Here is a 20057-nt window from a genome sequence, read left to right on the forward strand (position 1 = left end):
ATTGAATTCGCACACATTCGTTCGTCGGCAGAAGTGACCACCCGTCGCATCGTTTCGACCGATCGTCGCAGGACAACGGGTTGCAACGTGATGCAACGGTGCGTTTGCGCGAGCTTGTGACTACCCTCACACGGAGTCAGAAAAGTGTCGATCAAAGTGGAAAGAAGGCCGTCAGCCATGACAAGCGCAGCCGAAACAGACGTCCCCCAGGCATATCCGCCGAGCGCAGAGTTCGCTGCGGCCGCCAACGCGGGACCGGAGTTGCAGGCTGCCGCAGATACCGACCGCCTCGCTTTCTGGGCGAATCAGGCTGAGCGCCTTCACTGGCACGAGAAATGGACCGACGTCCTCGACTGGACCGACGCCCCCGTCGCCAAGTGGTTCGTCGGCGGAAAACTCAACGTCGCCTACAACTGCGTCGACCGCCACGTCCTCGCCGGCAACGGCGACCGCGTCGCCATCCACTTCGAAGGCGAACCGGGCGATTCCCGCGATCTGACCTATAACGACCTCCTCGCCGAAGTCAGCCGCGCCGCAAACACTTTCACCGACCTCGGCCTCGTCGCCGGTGACCGCGTCGCGATCTACATGCCGATGATCCCCGAAGCGATCGTCACCATGCTCGCCTGCGCCCGCCTCGGCCTGACCCACTCCGTCGTCTTCGCCGGATTCTCCGCCACCGCCCTGCGCTCACGCATCGACGACGCCCAGGCCAAGCTCGTCGTCACCGTCGACGGTCAGTGGCGACGCGGCGCAGCAGCACCCATCAAGACCGCGGTCGACGAATCCGTCGCCGGCGCCGAATCCGTGCAGAACGTGTTGGTGGTCAACCGAACCGGGATCGACGTCGACTGGACCGACGGCCGCGACCTGTGGTGGCACGAGACCGTCGCACAGGCCTCACCCGAACATCAGGCGCAGGCTTTCGACGCCGAACATCCCCTGTTCATCCTCTACACCTCCGGCACCACCGGTAAGCCCAAGGGCATCATCCACACATCCGGCGGCTACCTCACCCAAGCCTCCTACACACACCACAACGTCTTCGATCACAAAGCCGGACAAGACGTTTACTGGTGCACCGCAGACATCGGCTGGGTCACCGGACACTCCTACATCGTCTACGGCCCCCTCTCCAACGGCGTCACCCAGGTCGTCTACGAAGGCACCCCCAACTCCCCCGACGAGCACCGCCACTTCAACATCATCGAGAAGTACGGCGTCTCCATCTACTACACCGCACCCACCCTCGTGCGCACCTTCATGAAGTGGGGCCGCGAGATCCCCGACGCCCACGACCTGTCTTCCATCCGCCTCCTCGGCTCCGTCGGCGAACCCATCAACCCCGAAGCGTGGCGCTGGTTCCGCGACGTCATCGGCGGCAACAAAGCGCCCATCGTCGACACCTGGTGGCAGACCGAGACCGGCGCGATCATGATCTCCCCGCTGCCCGGTATCACCGCCACCAAGCCCGGATCCGCCATGGCGCCGCTCCCCGGCATCTCAGCCAAGATCGTCGACGACGACGCCAAGCCCCTCGGCCCCGGAGGCAACGGCTACCTCGTCCTCGACGAGCCGTGGCCCGCGATGCTCCGCGGCATCTGGGGCGACATGGACCGATACCGTGACACCTACTGGTCCCGCTACGCCGAAGAAGGCTGGTACTTCGCCGGTGACGGCGCCAAGTACGACGACGACGGCGCACTCTGGGTCCTCGGCCGCGTCGACGACGTCATGAATGTCTCCGGCCACCGCATCTCCACCTCCGAAGTGGAATCGGCACTGGTCAACCACCACGGCGTCGCAGAAGCTGCAGTCGTCGGCGCCGCAGACGAGACCACCGGACAGGGCATCGTCGCCTTCGTCATCCTGCGCGAAGGCGTCGAGAACACCGGCGACGTCCTGATCGCCGAGCTCAAGGCTCAGGTCTCCACCGACATCAGCCCCATCGCCAAGCCCCGTCAGATCACGATCGTGCCGGAACTGCCCAAAACCCGATCCGGCAAGATCATGCGCCGTCTCCTGCGCGACGTCGCCGAAGGCCGAGACCTCGGAGACACCTCAACCCTGGTCGACCCCAAGGTGTTCGACGCGATACGCGGCAAGTAGGGCCTTCGGCCCCTGTGCGCCTTTTTGGTAGTGGGAACTACCAAAAAGGCGCACAGGGGCGGAGCCCCTCTCGCAACTTCACTTCCTCTTTCGACGTCAGCCAGGACTCCTCGGCCACGCGAATATCTGCAGCAACCCGCTTGTGCAAGGACTTTCCGCGCGAGGAGAGAAACACGCGCACCTTCCGGCGGTCGTCCTCACCGACTTCGCGATAGATGAGCGCCAGCGAGACCAACTTGTCCGCGACTCGCGTCAGCGTCGGAGCCGGCGTTCCCGTTCGATCGCGCAGCTCAGCCATCGTCAGCCCCTCGGTCGAGGCCAAGGCTTCGAGCGTCATCCAGTGATCGAGAGTGAGATTCTCTGCCGCCAGCGTCTTCTCCGCCGCTGCCGCGGCCATTCGAGCTGCTCGGACCAGCGCGGTCGTCAGCGACGCATCAAGAATTCCGGAGTCACTTTTTCCCACTGATCGCTCCCCCGCTGTTGCGCAGTTCACACTTCTCGGGCAATACTTTCAAATGAAATGATAGTAACCCAGGCCAGGCCGCTGACTCCCGATTCCGGCGGCGACGCATGAGCGCTACCGGCGCGCTCGAACGCGCGCGCAGCGCGGTGTGGCGCCTGGGCATGGTGGTTCCCCTCCAGGGACCGGCCGGACTGTTCGGTCCGTCGTGCGAAGCAATCAGCGAGCTGGCCGCCCGCGACCTCAACAACTCCGGCGGCGTACTGGGACGCGAAGTCCAGATCGAAGTGATCGACGGCGGCGCTTCGCCGAGCGCCGTCGCTGCCCGCGTGCAACAACTACTCGATTCCGGCGACATCGACGCCGTCAGCGGCTGGCACATCTCCTCGGTCCGCCACGCCCTTGCGCCCGTGGTCGCCGACCGCATCCCGTACTCGTACACCTCACTCTACGAAGGCGGCGAAGTCCGACCGGGTATCTACTGCTCGGGCGAGACACCACGGCAGCAGATCGCGCCGGCACTGAAGTGGCTGCGCGACAACGTCGGAGCACGTAAGTGGTTTGTCGTGGGCGACGACTACATCTGGCCGCACAGCTCACTCGGGGCCGTCCGACAGTTCGCGACTGAACTCGACCTCACCCTGGTCGGTGGTTCGTTTGTCGACCTGGGGCGCGGCAACATGAAACAGTTGGTCGAGACCGTCTCGAACTCCGGGTGCGACGGCGTGATCATGCTCCTCGTCGGGCAGGACGCCGTCGATTTCAACCGTGCCTTCGCCCGCCGCGGGCTCGACGAGTCGATGATTCGGTTCAGCCCGTTGATGGAAGAGAACATGCTGCTCGCGAGCGGGCCTAGGGCAACCCGAAACCTGTTTGCCTCCGCCGCATACTTCCGTTCGATGGTCGACGGCAACTCCATGGACCTGCTCGGACGCTACGTTGCACTGCACGGCGCGCACGCGCCAGCACTGAACAACGCTGCCGAGTCGTGTTACGAAGGGATACATACCCTTTCGGCCCTGGCTCGACGCGCCGACAGCACACATCCGCACGACCTGGACGCCGTCGTCGAAGGCGCCGCGTACAACGGACCTCGCGGAACCGTCGAGTTTCGTGATCGTGTTGCACGGCAGAAGATTCAGCTTGCCGTTGCGGACGGACTCGACTTCTCGATCATCGCCACCCTCTGAAATCTTTCCCTGAGATTCACCTCTTGACTTCTGTGGCGCGCATCACTTAGTTTCATTTGGAATCATTTCATTTGAAAGTAACCCGTCCCGAAAGTAACCGGAGGTGCCCGATGGGCAGTGTTGGTTTGCTTTACGTGGGAGCCGTCCTCTTCGTCAACGGACTGATGCTGCTCGGCACAGTTCCCGTTCGATCCGCCTCGGTCCTCAACCTCTTCGTCGGCGCTCTTCAGTGCGTCGTCCCCACCGTCATGTTGATTCAGGCACAGGGAGATTCGAGTGCCGTCCTGGCAGCCTCGGGGCTCTACCTGTTCGGATTCACCTACCTCTACGTGGGCATCAGCAATCTCGCCGGCTTCGAACCGGAAGGAATCGGATGGTTCTCGCTGTTCGTCGCGTGCGCGGCACTGGTGTATTCCTTCCTCTCGTTCACGGTGAGCAACGATCCGGTATTCGGCGTCATCTGGCTCGCGTGGGCAGCACTCTGGACACTGTTCTTCCTGGTGCTCGGCTTGGGCCGGGAAAATCTCGGCCGCTTCACCGGTTGGGCCGCAGTCCTTCTGAGCCAGCCCACCTGCACGGTTCCCGCCTTTCTGATCCTGACCGACAACTTCCACACCACGCCTGCCGTCGCGGCCGGCTGGGCCGGAGCACTTCTGGTTCTCCTGGGTCTGGCCAAGATCCTCGCCGCCCCCAAAGCCGCAGTACCCCAATCCCGTCCAGTCTTCAACTGATCCACACAACCAAGGAGTGAAAGACAATGCGACACGGTGACATCTCCTCGAGCAACGACACAGTCGGCGTAGCAGTGGTCAATTACAAGATGCCCCGCCTGCACGATCGCGCGGGCGTCCTCGAGAACGCGCGCAAGATCGCCGACATGATGATCGGCATGAAGACCGGTCTCCCCGGAATGGATCTCGTGGTCTTCCCCGAATACTCCACGCAGGGAATCATGTACGACGAAGAGGAGATGTACGCGACAGCGGCCACCATCCCCGGTGACGAGACCGCGATCTTCTCCGCTGCATGCCGCGAAGCCGACACGTGGGGAATCTTCTCCATCACCGGCGAACAGCACGAAGATCACCCGAACAAGCCGCCGTACAACACGTTGATCCTCATCGACAACAAGGGCGAGATTGTTCAGAAGTACCGAAAGATTTTGCCCTGGTGCCCCATCGAAGGGTGGTACCCCGGTGACACCACCTACGTTTCCGAAGGTCCCAAGGGGTTGAAGATCTCGCTGATCATCTGCGACGACGGTAACTACCCGGAGATCTGGCGCGACTGCGCGATGAAGGGCGCAGAACTGATCGTCCGCTGCCAGGGATACATGTACCCCGCCAAGGACCAGCAGGTGATGATGTCGAAGGCGATGGCCTGGGCCAACAATTGTTATGTGGCAGTTGCCAATGCGGCCGGATTCGACGGCGTCTACTCCTACTTCGGACACTCGGCCATCATCGGATTCGACGGTCGAACGCTGGGCGAAACCGGTGAGGAAGAATACGGAATCCAGTACGCGCAGCTGTCCGTCTCGGCAATTCGTGATGCGCGCGAGAACGATCAGTCCCAGAACCACATCTTCAAGCTCCTCCACCGCGGCTACTCCGGCGTCCATGCAGCCGGTGACGGCGACAAGGGCGTCGCGGACTGCCCGTTCGAGTTTTACAAGCTGTGGGTCACCGACGCCCAGAAGGCTCAGGAACGCGTCGAGGCCATCACCCGAGACACTGTGGGTGTAGCGGATTGCCGCGTCGGAAACCTGCCGGTCGAGAAGACAATCGAAGCGTAAGGATCTCGCCGTGCCGTATATCACCGACATGCTCCATGACCGGAACAGTGCAGCAGCACCACCACCGGCCGAGGAACGAACCGAGCCCGCACCGGTAGGAGCCTTCGACGCACAGAAGCTCTCGAAGGCCCTCGGTTCCAAGATCGTCGGACAACAGGCCGCCGTCGACGCTGTGGTTCGCGCAATTTCGATCGCGCATGTCGGTGCCACGGATCCGACGCGGCCGCTCGCCAACATCCTTCTGGTCGGCCCCACCGGCGTCGGCAAGACGGAGTTGGTGCGGCGGGTGGCCGCGGAACTACGGTCAGGGCCCGACGATCTGTGCCGCATCGATATGAATGCTCTAGCACAAGAGCACTATGCGGCATCGTTCTCCGGGGCTCCGCCTGGATATGCCGGCAGCAAGGAGTCCTTCACACTGTTCGACAAGAACACCGTCGAGGGCGATCCGTACACCCCCGGAATCGTCCTGTTCGACGAAGTGGAGAAGGCCGACCCCACCGTGCTGCGTGCGCTCCTGCAGGTCCTCGACAACGGCGAGCTCCGGTTGGCGAACGGTCAGCAGAAGATCTCGTTCCGCAACAGCTACGTGTTCCTGACGTCGAATCTCGGTTCGGCTGCGGTGGCGGAACGTCGACGGTCCCGGCTACGACAGATCGCGGATCGCCTCCGGATCGATCGACCGCGCCACGGTCACCACCTGGTGCAGCGCGCGTTGGAGAAGTTCTTCGACCCCGAGTTCTTCAACCGCATCGACGAAACCGTGATCCTCGACGAGTTCGACGAACGGACGGCGGAGCAGGTCACTCGGCTCGAAATCGGACTGATCACAGCTCGGCTGGCCAGGAGAGGCGTCGACGTGGAGGTGGACGACAGCGCCGTCGCTCTACTGCAACGACGCGGATTCGATCCGGTGTACGGAGCGCGCGGGCTGCGCCGGACCATCCGGAACGTCCTGACTGACCCGGTGGCCGGCGCCGTTCTCGACCTGCGACCGGTCGGGACGCAGCCACTCGTCTTGCAGGCCCGGGCAGTTGGTGATCAGATACAGGTAAAGAAAGCCCCATGAGTGCTCGCTCACGTTGCGGATCGAATCCGCAACGTGGGCGACACATTTCAAACATGTCCGCGTAACGCCACCTCCCTAGGTTTGGCGCCTGCACCACAAAGTGCACATGCACAGGCACCCAGGGGAAGTGACGTCATGACAGCAGTGAACGAGCAGGTGTCCGCAGTCGCGCCGGACAGCGCGAATCCCGGCCAGAACACCGCACTGAAGGAGACGCTGGAGGACTACACCCTCCGTTTTGCGCCGCGCAGCTACCGCAAATGGGGAACCGGAGTCGTCGCGACGTCCGCACTCGGCGGAATCGCATATCTCGCAGACTTCTCGATCGGCGCCAACATCGGCATCTCGTACGGCACCGGCAACGCGCTTCTGGGCATCGCAGTGTTTGCCGTCGTCATCATGGCCACGGGCTTCCCACTCGCCTACTACGCTGCGCGATACAACATCGACCTCGATTTGATCACGCGCGGAAGCGGTTTCGGATACTACGGCTCGGTTGTCACCAACGTCATCTTCGCGACGTTCACGTTCATCTTCTTCGCCCTCGAGGGTTCCATCATGGCCCAGGGTTTGAAACTGGGGCTCGGAATCCCACTCTCGATCGGGTACGCGGTCTCGACGCTGATGGTCATCCCACTGGTCATCTACGGAATGAAGGCTCTGGCGAAGCTCCAGGTGTGGACGACGCCCTTGTGGCTCGTCATGATGGTTCTGCCGTTTCTGTATCTGCTGTTCAAACACCCTGATTCAGTGAGCGCATTCTTCGCCTTCGGCGGTGAGGACGGCGCAAACGGCAAGGGCGTCAACTTCGGTTCGGTGATGTTGGCCGCGGGCGTCTGCCTGTCACTGATCGCGCAGATCGCCGAGCAGATCGACTACTTGCGCTTCATGCCGCCCAAGACGCCGGAGAACACCCGTCGTTGGTGGGCTGCAGTAATTCTCGCCGGCCCCGGCTGGGTCATCTTCGGTGCGTTCAAGCAGATCGTCGGACTGTTCCTCGCCGTGTACATCATCGCGAACGTCGTCGACGGCTCCTCGATCGCCAACCAGCCCGTGCACCAGTTCCTCGAGATCTACCAGGACATGATGTCGCACTGGCTCGCCATGACACTGGCCGTGATCCTCGTGGTCATCAGCCAGATCAAGATCAACGTCACCAACGCGTACTCCGGCTCACTGGCCTGGACCAACTCGTTCACCCGCGTCACCAAGACCTACCCGGGGCGCATGGTCTTCGTTCTGGTCAACCTGGCGATCGCACTGATCTTGATGGAAGCCAACATGTTCGACTTCCTCAACACGATCCTCGGGTTCTACGCCAACTGCGGTATCGCCTGGGTCGTGGTCGTCGCCTCGGACATCGCGATCAACAAGTACTGGTTGAAGCTCTCCCCGAAGGTCCCCGAGTTCCGACGCGGGATGCTCTACGACGTCAATCCCGTCGGCTTCGTGTCGATGCTGCTGGCTGCGGGAGTGTCGATCCTGGTGTTCTTCGGCGCTCTCGGTTCGGCGATCAAGCCGTTCTCCCCGATCGTCGCCATCGTCATCGCGCTGGTGATGCCGCCGGTCCTGGCCGTCGCCACCAAGGGCAAGTACTACCTACGACGCACTGACGACGGCATCGATCTGCCGATGTTCGACGAGTACGGAAACCCTTCCGGCGAAACGCTTTTGTGCTGCGTCAGCGGAATCGAGTTCGAGCGTCCCGACATGCTCGCGTCGAACGTTCCCGGCCCGCACGGTGAAAAGCAGTACATCAGCTCCCTGGCATTGAGCACCGACAAGACCGGTGAGCACGTCCTGCCGGCTCAGCTTCCCTGACAACTGCTGTGCGCCTTTATTAACCGCCGGCGGTTAATAAAGGCGCACAGCAGGGCTACGCCCCTACATCATCCAGCGACTCGCCCTTCGTCTCACGCATGACCAGCAGCGCGACAAACGTCAGTGTCGCCGCTACGAGAAGGTAGATGCCGACCCAGCCGACGCCGTAGTTCTTCGCGAGGTAGACGGCGATGAACGGCGCCACCGCAGCGCCCAGGATGCTGGCGGTGTTGTACGCGATTCCCGAGCCCGTGTAGCGGACGTTGGTCGGGAAAAGTTCCGGGAGAACGGCACTCATCGGGCCGAAGGTCAGGCCCATGAGTAGCATGCCCACGATGAGGAACGCCAACATGCGGCCGTCGTTCATTCCATCCGGTTCGAGGAACACCCCGAAGGTCAAGCCGAACACCATGATAAGGCCGGTGATGATCAGGAGCGTGATCCGGCGCCCGTAACGGTCGGCGAGCCAACCCGAGACCGGCACGGCGGCAGCGAAGAACACGACTGCGATCAGCTGCAGGACAAGGAAATCGGTGTACTTGAAGCCGGCACCGGTTCCGCCGTCGGCCGCCGTCTTACCGGTTCCGTGACTGAGCACCCAGGTGGTCATGATGTAGAAGAGCGTGTACGTCGCGAGCATCACGAACGTACCGATGATCAGCTGGCGCCAACTGGTCTTGAACACCTCGGCGACCGGGGTCTTGACCTTCTCGCCGCGCTCGACCGCACGCGCGAACACCGGGGTTTCTTCGAGCTTGAGCCGTACGTACAGGCCGATCATCACCATGATTGCGCTGAGCAGGAACGGAATTCGCCAACCCCAGCTCAGGAAAGCACCCTCGAGGTCCGGGCTGGAATTGTCGTGGTTCATGAACAGCGTGATGATCAGGAACAGGCCGTTGGCCATGAAGAAGCCGATGGGGGCGCCGAGTTGCGGCCACATCGCCGCCCAGGCCCGCTTGCCTTCCTTGGCCGTCTCGGTCGCGAGTAGAGCAGCACCCGACCATTCACCGCCGAGTCCGAGACCTTGGCAGAAACGCATGAGCGCCAACAACGCCGGGGCCAATAGACCGATCTGGTGATAGGTGGGCAGCAGACCGATGAGGAAGGTCGCGATGCCCATCGTCAGCAACGAGCCGACCAGCGTTGCCTTGCGTCCGACGCGGTCCCCGAAGTGTCCGAAGAGAATCGAGCCGAGGGGGCGGGCGACAAACGCGAGTCCGAAGGTCGCCAACGATGCGAGAAGCGCGGTGGTGTCGTTACCCTTCGGGAAGAACAGGTGCGGAAACACCGATACTGCAGCGGTTGCATAGATGTAAAAGTCGTAGAACTCGATGGACGTACCCACCATGCTGGCAACCACGATTCGGCTGCGTGGCACTCCGGCGACGGTATCTACTCCACCGTCCTCGGGCTTGGGTGGGTTCTCACTGACTGACGTGCTCAAAGCATGCTCCTGCGCCGATTTTCGGAAGGTGTCCAATTGGTGGGATGCTGTCCCAATCAGTAGGAATTGAACACCCGCGGGGTTTTCCTGCGCAAATCCGACTCCGCGAATTCGGCTCAGCGGGCAATCCGCGATAAAATCTCGTAAAGGTGAGCCGGGAAGTCTGGTCGGCACGTGCATTCGATGCGTCACAACGTCGAGCACGTTCATGTCTGTTGCATCCGAATTCGGTTGCACGAACAAAGGTCGTCCCCACGCGTGATCTCCACTCTGCGTTCCGAACTGTCCCGCTATCTCCGCACCGAAACGGTGGGCGGATCGATACTCCTGATCGCCGCTGCCGTCGCTCTGATCTGGGTGAACTCGCCTTTCGGTGAGAGCTACATCGCACTACGCGACTTCCAGATCGGCCCGTCCGCACTCCATCTCGATCTCAGCCTGGGCACGTGGGCGCAAGACGGACTACTTGCCGTCTTCTTCTTCGTCGCCGGTCTCGAACTCAAACGCGAACTGGTGGTCGGCGAACTCGCGGACCGTAAAGCCGCGATGCTGCCGATCATCGCGGCGTGCGGCGGCGTCCTGGTCCCCGCGATCATCGCGGCGTCCATCGGCTTCGGCACGCCCGGCATGGACAAGGGCTGGGCCATTCCCGTCGCGACGGACATCGCTTTTGCCCTCGGCGTGCTCGCCCTCACCGGCTCGAAGATCCCAGCGAGCGCCCGACTTTTCCTGCTCAGCCTGGCCGTCGTCGACGATCTGCTCGCGATCATCCTCATCGCCGTACTGTTCACCGGTTCCCTCGCGATGCTGTGGCTGCTGACCGCGGCCGCAGCCCTGGCTGCCTACGCCTACGCCCAACACAAACGCATTACGACGCCGTTCCTCTACGTCCCGCTGGCACTACTGACCTGGTACGCGATGCACGAAGCGGGGATACACGCCACACTCGCCGGCGTCGCGCTCGGCCTACTCACCCGGGTCAGGCGTGATCCGGACGAGGAGTACGCGCCGGGCAGCCGTCTCGAGCACCGCATTCAGCCGTACTCCGCAGGCTTCTGCGTCCCCGTCTTCGCACTGTTCGCCTCCGGTGTTCCGATCAACGCCGCGGTACTCGGCGACATTTTCACCGACCCAGTGGGGCAATCGGTTGTCGTCGGTCTGCTGGTCGGCAAAACCGTCGGAATCTTCGGGATTTCCCTGCTCGCGATCAAATTGGGGATAGCTACCAAACCCAAGACACTGGAATTGAGAGACATGTTTGCCCTCTCAGTTCTCGGTGGCATCGGGTTCACCGTTAGCCTGCTTGTAGCAGACCTCGCATTGGACGGGGTCGGCGATGGCAGCGAGGCCGAGATAGCGAAGGCCGCAGTTCTCGTGACATCGTTGGTGGCATCGCTGATCGGATCAGCGCTGCTGTGGCGACGTGGACGGGTTCATGCGGCTCGAGACGACGCTTCCACCGCCATTGCCACGGACGCGAGAGAACTACCTGGAGAGGTCGACAAGTGAGCTTGACCAACGGAGAGAGCCAGCGCTTCACCGGAGATGGAGTACCGAACACGGTTTCTTCCATCCCTCTCACCGATGTGGACGCCCGCACGCCGGGCGAGGCCACCATCGGGGCCCTCGTCAAGGATGCGACCGCACAGGTCTCCACCCTCGTGCGCGCCGAGGTTGAACTCGCCAAGGCCGAGGTCACGGGCGAGGTCAAGAAGGGCCTGCAGGGCAGTGTCTTCTTCATCCTGGCCTTCACAGTTCTGCTGTTCAGCTCGTTCTTCTTCTTTTTCTTCCTGGCCGAACTGCTCGACACCTGGGTGCCGCGCTGGCTGGCGTTCCTCATCGTCTTCCTGATCATGGTGGTGACCACCGCGATTCTGGCGCTGCTCGGTTATCTGCGCGTGCGCAAGCTGAGGGCTCCGGAGAAGACGATCGAATCGCTCAAGCAGGCCAGGAACGTCATCCCCGGCAGCCATGACGACGCAAAGCCGTCCGTCGATTTCAACGCGCGCCGGTAGCGAGTCTGATCGAAAGTGGCAGCCCCAGATCCATCCACCGTCAGGTTCGACGGCCCCTGGATTCACCGGGACATTCACGCCAACGGCATCCGGTTTCACGTCGTCGAGGTAGGCGACGCGGAGCCGGATGCTCCGTTGGTGGTCCTGTTGCACGGATTCGCCGATTTCTGGTGGTCCTGGCGCCATCAGCTGACGGCGCTGTCCGAGCAGGGCTTCCGCGTCGTCGCGATGGATCTTCGTGGGTACGGCGATTCCGACAAGCCCCCTCGCGGCTACGACGGTTGGACTCTCGCCGGTGACGTAGCCGGCCTCATTCGTGCGATGGGTTACGGCAAGGCCACGCTGATCGGTCATGCCGACGGAGGTCTGGTGTGCTGGGCGACCGCCCTCCTGCATCCACGCCTGGTGAAGTCGATCGCGCTTGTCTCGTCACCACACCCGATGGCGCTCAAGCAAGCCGTCGTCCGCGACCCCTATCAGCGCCGGGCACTGTTGCCCTCGTTCCTGGCCTACCAGGTACCGCTGCGCCCGGAGCGACGGCTGACGGCAGACAAGGGCGCCGAGGTGGAGCGCCTCGTTCGCTCGAGGTCCGGCCCCACCTGGCCGCAGCAACCCGAGTTCGCGGACGTCATGAGCAAGATGCGATCCGCGATCCGGATCCCGGGCGTCGCGCATTCCACGTTGGAGTACCAGCGCTGGGCCTTCCGCAGCCAGCTCCGCCCCGAGGGGCGTCGCTTCATGAAGTTGATGGATCAGGTGCTTCGCATCCCGATTCTCCAGATCCACGGCGAACTGGACCCGTACGTCCTGACGCGCACCGTGCGCCGCGACAGGCACTGGGCACCTACCGAGAAACTCCACACCATCGCAGGCGTCGGCCATTACGCACATCAGGAAGCCCCGGAGCGCGTCAACAGCACGCTCCTGCACTTCCTGACCGACGAGCCTTCCTGACCGCTACAGAATGCAGGCGCCGGTCGGCACGGGCGTCGAGGCCGACGCGGCCGCGTTCAACTGACGCGAGACCTCCTGCGCGGTGAGGACAAATCCGGTGTCGCTGTCGTCGACGGCAGCGCCGAACACGACGCCGAGGACCCGTCCCTGATCGTCGACCATCGGTCCACCCGAGTTGCCCTGCCTGATGGATCCGCGAACGGTGTAGACCTCACGCTGGGTGGTTCCGGCCTTGTAGATGTCCGGCCCGTTCAGGTTCAGAACCTCACGAACGCGGGCTGCGCTGGCCGTGTACGGGCCACCGCCTGGGTAGCCGAGTACCAACGCGTTGTCGCCGGTCTGAGCCTGCTCCGGAGCAAACGGCAGCACCGGCGCATCCAATCCGGGAACCGCCAGAATTGCGATGTCGACGGCGGAGTCGAAGAGAACCACCTGCGCGGGCAGTGCGCCCTCCATGGTGTCCACCGTGATGCTCTCGGTTCCGGCCACCACGTGTGCGTTGGTCATGACGCGTTCGGGAGCGACGATGAATCCGGATCCCTCGAGCGCGCGCTGGCAACTCGGTGCGACACCGTTGATACGGAGGACGCTCGGACGCAACTGCGCCGCCAACGGACTGGCCAGAACGCTCGCGTCGGGCGCTTCGACCTCGGTGATGGGTGTGCGCCCGAACGGGCCGATGACATCCGGCAGACCGGAGGTGTCGAGCAATGCCGAAAACTCGGTCGGGATGCGACGCAGCCACTGCGGCGCCACTTCGTCGACACTGGCGAGTACATCCGAACCACGAACAGCGGCGGCAATGTTCGGCTGCGACGAAGAAGTGAGCGGAATCGCAAGCAACCATGCCGCGACCACGACGGCCACCGCCTGTAGACCCGCGCCGATGACGCTGTCGACGGATCGCGCAGTCGGACTGTGCATTCCGCTGCGCGCTGCGCGTCCGAGCACCATGCCGGCGACCTCGCCGATGATGACCAACACCACGATCAGCGAGATGCCCGCGAGGATGCGAAGTTTGCCTTCGGTGACGTGCACGAGCAGGTGCGGCGCCAACAGAATTCCGGCCACGGCACCGAGGATCACGCCGACAAACGCCAGCGCCGACGCCACCGCACCCTGACGCCATCCGGACGTGGCCGCGATGAGAGCGACCAGAACGATGGCGATGTCCACCCAACGGGAACCTGTCATCGCGGTACCGCCGAATCCTCGACACCTTCACCGAACTCGGACAGCGCTGTGTCCAGGTCTCTCACGTCCTCGTAGTTCCACGGAATCTCCCAGCCGGACACCGTGAACAGCGCCGCGAGGATTCCTGCTGTGAACCCCCAGACCAGCATGCCCTCGGCGCGGAACGCCGGGCCCTGGTATCCGAGGGGATGGCGAACCTGAAACCGGTTGTCCGGGTCGAGCAACGTACGCAGTGGCACCCTGGCCACCCGTCCGACCTCGCCCTCGTCCTGAATGCCCACCGTCGTCGGCTGCTCCCAGTAGCCGAGCACCGGCGTCACGTCGAAACCTGACGGCGGGATGAAGATCTCCGGCAGCACGGTGAGCGGCTGAACACCGCTCGGATCGAGTCCGGTCTCCTCCTGCGCTTCACGCAGCGCCGTGCCGATGGGACCGTCGTCGCCGGGGTCGGCTGCGCCGCCGGGGAATGCGACCTGTCCGCTGTGCTGACGCATCGTCGACGCCCGCTGGGTCAGCAAGACGTCTGCGCCATCAGGCAAGCCGCCGACGGCGAGAGGATCGGCCTCACGCGGGCCGCCGAAGAGCACCAGCACCGCGGCCGGACGCGTCACGGTGCCGCGCGGGGCACGACGCTCAAGGACCGGGTTGATCCGGTGGGGATCGGTGGGCTGCGTGCTGGCGACAGCACGCAACCACTCGGGAACCGGTGTGCTCATACGACGACTCCCAGATATTGCGCCGCAGCGGCGGCGATTTCGTCCGCACTGCGGAAAGGTTGTGGCAAGACCTTGGCGACTGTTCCATCCGCGCGCACGAGCACCGACACCGGCAGCACCGGCGGTGCGCCCACCGCGATCCGCACCTTGCCGTCACCGTCCTGGACGCCGGGCAAACGCACCGAGTAGTCGATGAGTCGCGTCAAAGCGTTCTCCTGATTCGGATCGGAATGCACCGTCAGAACGTTGATGCTGCCGTCGGCGCGCTCCGCGAATTCCTGAAGGTACGGAAGCTCTTCGGCGCACGGCGCACACCAGTACGCCCACAGGTTGAGCAGAGTCGGCTTTCCGCCCACCGCTGCGGCAAGGTCGACGGGCGCTCCGTCGGAGACGCAGTCGAGGGTGATTCCGGCGAGAGCCGAGCCGGCAGGCGCTTCGCCGGTCGGAAGCGGGCAGGGGGCCAGAGCCGCCTGGCTACGGAGTTGATCGAGCGATTCCGACGACGGCGTGAACGTCGGCGGCTGATACGCGGACGAGGACGGACCCGTCGACGTAGGCGTCGTGTCGTCCCCACCGCGGGGCCAGATCGCCACGACGAGAGCGGCGACGACCACGAGCGCAGCGAGAGACCATCTTCCGGCACTTGTCATCGGCGATCACAACCCTGCCAGGGCGAGCAGGTGGTCGGTCTCGGGGCCTTTCACCAGGGCCGCGGCCTCGGTTTTGTCGGTCGGGCCGAGACCGTACGACGGGCAGTCCTTGGCCAGAACGCACACTCCGCACGCCGGCTTGCGCGCGTGGCAGACCCGTCGGCCGTGGAAGATCACGCGATGTGAAAGCAGCGTCCATTCCTTACGTTCGATCAGTGCCCCGACGGCGTGTTCCACTTTGACGGCGTCTTCTTCCTCGGTCCATTTCCACCGCCGCACGAGCCGACCGAAGTGGGTGTCGACGGTGATTCCCGGAATGTCGAAGGCATTGCCCAGCACGACGTTCGCGGTCTTGCGTCCGATGCCGGGGAGTTTCACCAGATCTTCGAGCTTGTTCGGGACCTGACCGTCGTGGCGTTCGAGTAGCGCCTGACCTAGTCCGATCAACGACGTCGTCTTGTTCCGGTAGAAGCCGGTGGAGCGGATGTACTCCTCGAGTTCGGTCCGATCGGCTTCCGCGTATGCCTTGGCGTCGGGATAACGCGCGAACAGTGCAGGCGTGACCATGTTGACGCGGACGTCGGTGCACTGCGCCGACAGGATTGTCGCTACTGCCAACTCCAACGGTGTCGTGAAGTCGAGTTCGCAATACACGTGCGGAAATGCCACGGCGAGCTCACGATTCATCCGACGCGCCCGGCGCACCAATCCGAGGTGTGATTCTTCTTTCCGCGCACCCCCCGAACGCGGTTTCTTCCGCTGCTCTGAACTGCCTGTCGGGGTGGTCTGCACTCAGACAACTGTACGGATACGACATGAGTGGAGACTCCGTCGTGTCGATTCTGAGACCTTCGACGTGTTTACTTCCCCCTATGCAAGGACTCGCAGTAATTCTCTTTCCGCTACTGCTGATGCTCTTTGCCCTGGCGATGGAACGAGTCGAAGGGCGATTGCGTCGGCTCTCGGTTCAAGAGCACGAAGTAGAAGACTTCCTCGATCAGGCAAGTCACGACGACGTCGCCCGCCTGGCAAGCGATGGGTTTCCTCATGCTTTCGCTCGCTTCCACCGGAAGCGGAAGGGCCGTCAGTCGGAGGCTCCCGAAAGCGCCAGCCTGGGCGAAATCCGGACACAACGGGCAAGTTGACGGCCATACAAAGTAGTCATTGCGGCGGATTCCGGAAGAATTTTCGGCTCTTACGTGGCATCAATCACTCGTCGCGAGCTATCGGGACGTAGACTTCGATGCCGTACCTGTTGCATTGAACACAGATTGCATTGGACACAGTGTCTCACTCATGAGGGCTGAGCCTGTGTACGACGGTTTGTGCGCAGCGCGGGTACAAAGATAGATAGCGCAAAAATGACACCACAAACGAACAAATCCCAACAAGGAGCGCACGTGGACGACGTCCTGGCAAGAGCCGGCATCTTCCAAGGAGTCGAGCCCTCAGCGGTAGCGGCGCTGACAAAGCAGCTGCAGCCCGTCGACTTCCCCCGTGGACATGTCATCTTCAACGAAGGTGAGCCCGGTGACCGCCTGTACATCATCGTGTCCGGCAAGGTGAAGATCGGTCGACGCTCACCCGACGGTCGCGAGAACCTGCTGACGATCATGGGCCCGTCCGACATGTTCGGCGAACTGTCCATCTTCGACCCCGGCCCCCGCACCTCGACGGCTACGACCGTCACCGAGGTTCGCGCCGTGAGCATGGACCGCGACGCTCTCAAGGCATGGATCCAGCAGCGCCCCGAGATCGCCGAGCAGCTGCTGCGCGTTCTCGCCCGCCGACTGCGTCGTACCAACAACACCCTGGCCGACCTGATCTTCACGGACGTTCCCGGCCGTGTCGCCAAGGCGCTCCTGCAGCTCGCGCAGCGCTTCGGCACTCAGGAAGGTGGCGCCCTGCGCGTCACCCACGACCTCACGCAGGAAGAGATCGCCCAGCTCGTCGGCGCTTCCCGCGAGACCGTCAACAAGGCACTCGCCGATTTCGCACACCGCGGATGGCTTCGCCTCGAAGGCAAGAGCGTCCTGATCTCGGATTCCGAGCGTCTGGCCCGTCGCGCACGCTAGTTCTTCCTGTTCTACTTTTTCGGCCGCTCCCACTTCGGTGGGGGCGGCCGAAGTCGTTCCCTGGACTCCTGTTGTACCTATCGGTAAAGTTTGTACCGATAGGTACACGTCTATTGGAGAGGCCGCACCATGACCGTCCGAGCACCCATTCCGCCCTTCACCCACCAAACCGCCACCCAGAAGGTTCGACTTGCCGAGGACGGATGGAACTCGCGCGATCCACAGAAGGTATCGCTGGCTTACACGCCGGACAGTTGGTGGCGTAATCGGTCGACATTCGTCACCGGCCGATCCGAAATCGTCGAACTTCTGACCGAGAAGTGGACCCGCGAGCTGGACTACCGGTTGATCAAAGAGTTGTGGGCGCACAGCGGCGACCGCATCGCCGTGCGATTCGCGTACGAGTGGCACGATCACGACGGGCAGTGGTTCCGCTCCTACGGCAACGAGAACTGGGAATTCGACGCCGACGGCCTCATGCATCACCGTCATGCCAGCATCAACGACGTCCCCATCGAAGAGTCGGAGCGAAAGTTCTTCTGGGATTCGACCGGACCACGCCCGCACGCTCATCCGGGCCTGAGCGAGCTGGGTCTGTGATGAAAGAATGAGCACATGGCCAGACAGGTAGCTGAACGCTCCGACACGATCCCCGCGCTCGCGAACGTGTTCCGAACCTACGGGTTCGACGGAGCGAGCCTGGCCGTCATCACCGAACACACCGGATTGGGCAAAGGCAGTCTCTACAACTTCTTTCCGCGGGGAAAGGAAGAGATGGCCGAGGCGGTGCTCGACGAGATCGACGGATGGTTTCGCACCGAGGTCTTCGAACCGCTTCGAGCAGAGTCGGTTCCACCGAGGCAGCGCATCCAGAGCATGTTCGCCACCGTGAGCGACTACTTTCGGTCAGGGCAACGCATTTGCCTGTTCGGCGCATTTGCACTCGGCGAAGAACGAAACCGCTTCGGCGCCAGGGTGCGAACCTACTTCGACGAATGGACCGTCGCTCTCGAAGCGGCACTCGCCGGCACCGAAAATTCCACCGACCTTGCCGAAGAAGCCGTGGCCGGGATCCAAGGCGCGATAGTGATGTCGCGAGCACTGGGCGACGACGCCGTGTACACACGAGTGACGACGCGACTCGAAGATCGACTGGTCCAAGCCCTCTCGCCGTAACGCATACCGCACGACCACAAAGGCATTTGTGCCGCAGCATCGAGCTGGCATGCTCGAAAAGGCAGGCACAAGAGGAAAGGAACCCATGCCCTCGTCCGAGACGGTGATCGCATCCACAACTTCGGGGAAGGTCCGCGGCCGAAAGCGTGACGGGTCCTACTACTTCGGTGCGATTCCCTACGCCCGCGCACAGCGTTTCCAGAAACCGCGGCCGGTGGAACCGTTCTCCGACGTGTTCGACGCCACAGCTTTCGGAACGGTTTTCCCCCAACCACCTTCACGTCTCGAACGGATCATGGGACCGCCGCTCCCCGAACCGGAGCAGAGCGAGGACAGCTTTACCGTCACGGTGACAACCCCCTCGCTGACCGGCCGCCGCCCAGTGATGGTGTGGCTGCACGGCGGCGGCTACTCCAGTGGCGGCGGCGCCCTCCCCTGGTACGACGGCAGCGCTTTGTCAGTCGAAGGCGACGTCGTCGTGGTGTCGGTCAACTATCGCGTCGGCGTGCTCGGATACCTTCTCCTCGACGGCGTCAGTGAAGGCAATCTCGGGGTGCACGACCAAATCGCAGCGCTCGACTGGGTGCGCGAGAACATCGAGGCATTCGGCGGCGACCCAGACTCGGTCACCGTTTTCGGCCAGTCCGCCGGCGCTCATTCCATCGTGAACCTGTTGAGCAGTAACAACTCTCGAACTCATTTCCATCGAGCGATCTTGCAGAGCACCCCACGACCGGACCTCAACTTCACGCAGGCTGCGGCAATCGAGAACGGCGAGACGTTTGCCCGACTGCTCGACGGAGATCCTCGAACCGCGCCGCTCCCCCGTGTGCTCGACGCATTCCGCGGCACGGCAATCGAGTTCAGTCGACGGTCCCCCAATGTCGTTCAACCGCCTTTTGCGCCGATCTCCGGGCTTGAACCGGTGACCCGAACTTTCGATGCAGCGCCGGACGTCATCGTGGGCTACACCCGCGACGAGGGATCCGCGTTCCTGCGCAACGTGGTGGGCGCACCCGATCCCGAACGTATCGCCGAAGAAGCACTGACACAGAACATGTTTGCCGAACCAGCGATGGCGCTGGCCGACGCCTTCACCGAAGCCGGTGCGTCGGTGTACACGTATCGCTTCGACTGGACACCGTCCTACGACGTCTTCGGAGCCACCCACTGCATCGAACTGCCCTTCGTGTTGGGAACCGAACAGTCCTGGCAGGGCTCGCCGATGCTGGGCAGCAGCAACTGGCCGAGCATCGACGCGCTGGGCCGTCGTGTGCGCAGGCACTGGACGTCGTTTGCGCACACGGGAAGTCCGGACAGCAGCGAATCGTGGGAGAAGTACACAACGGCCCAACCGATCGGAATCACCTTCTCCTGAGCAACTTC

The 20057-nt window shown here is 63.0% G+C and carries 20 protein-coding genes; 14 read left to right on the plus strand and 6 right to left on the minus strand.

The window, feature by feature from the left end; genetic code table 11:
* Positions 1-177: 177 nt before the first annotated feature.
* Positions 178-2109 (plus strand): acetate--CoA ligase, encoded by a 1932-nt coding sequence (gene acs, locus ACWF6P_RS30600; RefSeq protein WP_378445748.1) that lies wholly within the window; start codon positions 178-180, stop codon positions 2107-2109.
* A 37-nt stretch (positions 2110-2146) separates the two neighbouring features.
* Here the strand turns inward: acs and ACWF6P_RS30605 are convergent, their stop codons facing one another.
* Positions 2147-2572 carry a MarR family transcriptional regulator gene (locus tag ACWF6P_RS30605; protein WP_452623548.1) on the minus strand — a complete coding sequence of 142 codons (426 nt, stop codon included), beginning with the start codon at positions 2570-2572 and terminating at the stop codon, positions 2147-2149.
* Between the two features lie 107 nt (positions 2573-2679).
* On the opposite strand from ACWF6P_RS30605, the gene ACWF6P_RS30610 reads away from it, so the two are divergent.
* The 5 genes from ACWF6P_RS30610 (at position 2680) to ACWF6P_RS30630 (ending at position 8444) form a co-directional block, all read left to right on the plus strand.
* Positions 2680-3759 (plus strand): substrate-binding domain-containing protein, encoded by a 1080-nt coding sequence (locus ACWF6P_RS30610; protein WP_452623549.1) that lies wholly within the window; start codon positions 2680-2682, stop codon positions 3757-3759.
* Between the two features lie 110 nt (positions 3760-3869).
* Positions 3870-4490 (plus strand): AmiS/UreI family transporter, encoded by a 621-nt coding sequence (locus tag ACWF6P_RS30615; RefSeq protein WP_378445745.1) that lies wholly within the window; start codon positions 3870-3872, stop codon positions 4488-4490.
* A gap of 26 nt (positions 4491-4516) precedes the next feature.
* On the plus strand, positions 4517-5554 hold the full coding sequence (locus ACWF6P_RS30620) for an aliphatic amidase (protein ID WP_230816507.1): 1038 nt from the start codon (positions 4517-4519) through the stop codon (positions 5552-5554).
* Between the two features lie 10 nt (positions 5555-5564).
* Positions 5565-6623: an AAA family ATPase gene (locus tag ACWF6P_RS30625; protein WP_452623550.1), complete on the plus strand. Its 1059-nt coding sequence runs from the start codon at positions 5565-5567 to the stop codon at positions 6621-6623.
* 135 nt (positions 6624-6758) lie between these two features.
* Positions 6759-8444, plus strand: a complete 1686-nt coding sequence (locus tag ACWF6P_RS30630; RefSeq protein WP_452623551.1) for a purine-cytosine permease family protein — start codon at positions 6759-6761, stop codon at positions 8442-8444.
* Between the two features lie 55 nt (positions 8445-8499).
* Here ACWF6P_RS30630 and ACWF6P_RS30635 read toward each other — a convergent pair whose 3' ends face one another.
* Positions 8500-9891 carry an MFS transporter gene (locus tag ACWF6P_RS30635; RefSeq protein WP_378634256.1) on the minus strand — a complete coding sequence of 464 codons (1392 nt, stop codon included), beginning with the start codon at positions 9889-9891 and terminating at the stop codon, positions 8500-8502.
* 174 nt (positions 9892-10065) lie between these two features.
* Between ACWF6P_RS30635 and nhaA the strand changes: the two genes are divergently transcribed.
* Genes nhaA through ACWF6P_RS30650 form a run of 3 tightly spaced genes read left to right on the plus strand, consistent with a single transcriptional unit; the run spans position 10066 to position 12860 of the window.
* Positions 10066-11400, plus strand: a complete 1335-nt coding sequence (gene nhaA, locus ACWF6P_RS30640) for a Na+/H+ antiporter NhaA (RefSeq protein WP_452623552.1) — start codon at positions 10066-10068, stop codon at positions 11398-11400.
* Entirely contained in the window at positions 11397-11906 is a 510-nt protein-coding gene (locus ACWF6P_RS30645; RefSeq protein WP_452623553.1) for a phage holin family protein, read from the plus strand. The genes nhaA and ACWF6P_RS30645 overlap by 4 nt, the downstream gene beginning before the upstream one ends.
* Positions 11907-11921: 15 nt before the next feature.
* Positions 11922-12860 carry an alpha/beta fold hydrolase gene (locus ACWF6P_RS30650; protein ID WP_452623554.1) on the plus strand — a complete coding sequence of 313 codons (939 nt, stop codon included), beginning with the start codon at positions 11922-11924 and terminating at the stop codon, positions 12858-12860.
* Between the two features lie 3 nt (positions 12861-12863).
* Here the strand turns inward: ACWF6P_RS30650 and ACWF6P_RS30655 are convergent, their stop codons facing one another.
* Genes ACWF6P_RS30655 through nth form a run of 4 tightly spaced genes read right to left on the minus strand, consistent with a single transcriptional unit; the run spans position 12864 to position 16212 of the window.
* Positions 12864-14054 (minus strand): MarP family serine protease, encoded by a 1191-nt coding sequence (locus ACWF6P_RS30655; RefSeq protein WP_283306660.1) that lies wholly within the window; start codon positions 14052-14054, stop codon positions 12864-12866.
* Positions 14051-14770 carry an NUDIX hydrolase gene (locus ACWF6P_RS30660; RefSeq protein WP_452623555.1) on the minus strand — a complete coding sequence of 240 codons (720 nt, stop codon included), beginning with the start codon at positions 14768-14770 and terminating at the stop codon, positions 14051-14053. Before ACWF6P_RS30660 ends, ACWF6P_RS30655 begins: the two co-directional genes overlap by 4 nt.
* Positions 14767-15420, minus strand: coding sequence for a TlpA family protein disulfide reductase (locus tag ACWF6P_RS30665; protein WP_452623556.1), 654 nt, complete (start codon positions 15418-15420; stop codon positions 14767-14769). Before ACWF6P_RS30665 ends, ACWF6P_RS30660 begins: the two co-directional genes overlap by 4 nt.
* Positions 15421-15426: 6 nt before the next feature.
* Positions 15427-16212, minus strand: coding sequence for an endonuclease III (nth, locus tag ACWF6P_RS30670; protein ID WP_003943471.1), 786 nt, complete (start codon positions 16210-16212; stop codon positions 15427-15429).
* An 80-nt stretch (positions 16213-16292) separates the two neighbouring features.
* Between nth and ACWF6P_RS30675 the strand changes: the two genes are divergently transcribed.
* From ACWF6P_RS30675 to ACWF6P_RS30695, 5 genes are all read left to right on the plus strand, one after another.
* On the plus strand, positions 16293-16565 hold the full coding sequence (locus ACWF6P_RS30675; RefSeq protein ID WP_019746620.1) for a hypothetical protein: 273 nt from the start codon (positions 16293-16295) through the stop codon (positions 16563-16565).
* 255 nt (positions 16566-16820) lie between these two features.
* The gene (locus ACWF6P_RS30680; RefSeq protein WP_003943506.1) at positions 16821-17495 is read left to right on the plus strand and encodes a Crp/Fnr family transcriptional regulator; all 675 of its coding nucleotides are present in this window, start codon (positions 16821-16823) and stop codon (positions 17493-17495) included.
* Positions 17496-17624: 129 nt separating this feature from the next.
* A complete protein-coding gene (locus ACWF6P_RS30685; protein WP_378634230.1) occupies positions 17625-18095 on the plus strand; it encodes a nuclear transport factor 2 family protein in 471 nt (156 codons plus the stop codon).
* Between the two features lie 15 nt (positions 18096-18110).
* A complete protein-coding gene (locus ACWF6P_RS30690) occupies positions 18111-18671 on the plus strand; it encodes a TetR/AcrR family transcriptional regulator (RefSeq protein WP_378634226.1) in 561 nt (186 codons plus the stop codon).
* 85 nt (positions 18672-18756) lie between these two features.
* Positions 18757-20049, plus strand: coding sequence for a carboxylesterase family protein (locus ACWF6P_RS30695; RefSeq protein ID WP_452623557.1), 1293 nt, complete (start codon positions 18757-18759; stop codon positions 20047-20049).
* Positions 20050-20057: the final 8 nt, after the last annotated feature.

The sequence above is a fragment of the Rhodococcus sp. NPDC055024 genome (assembly GCF_053608585.1).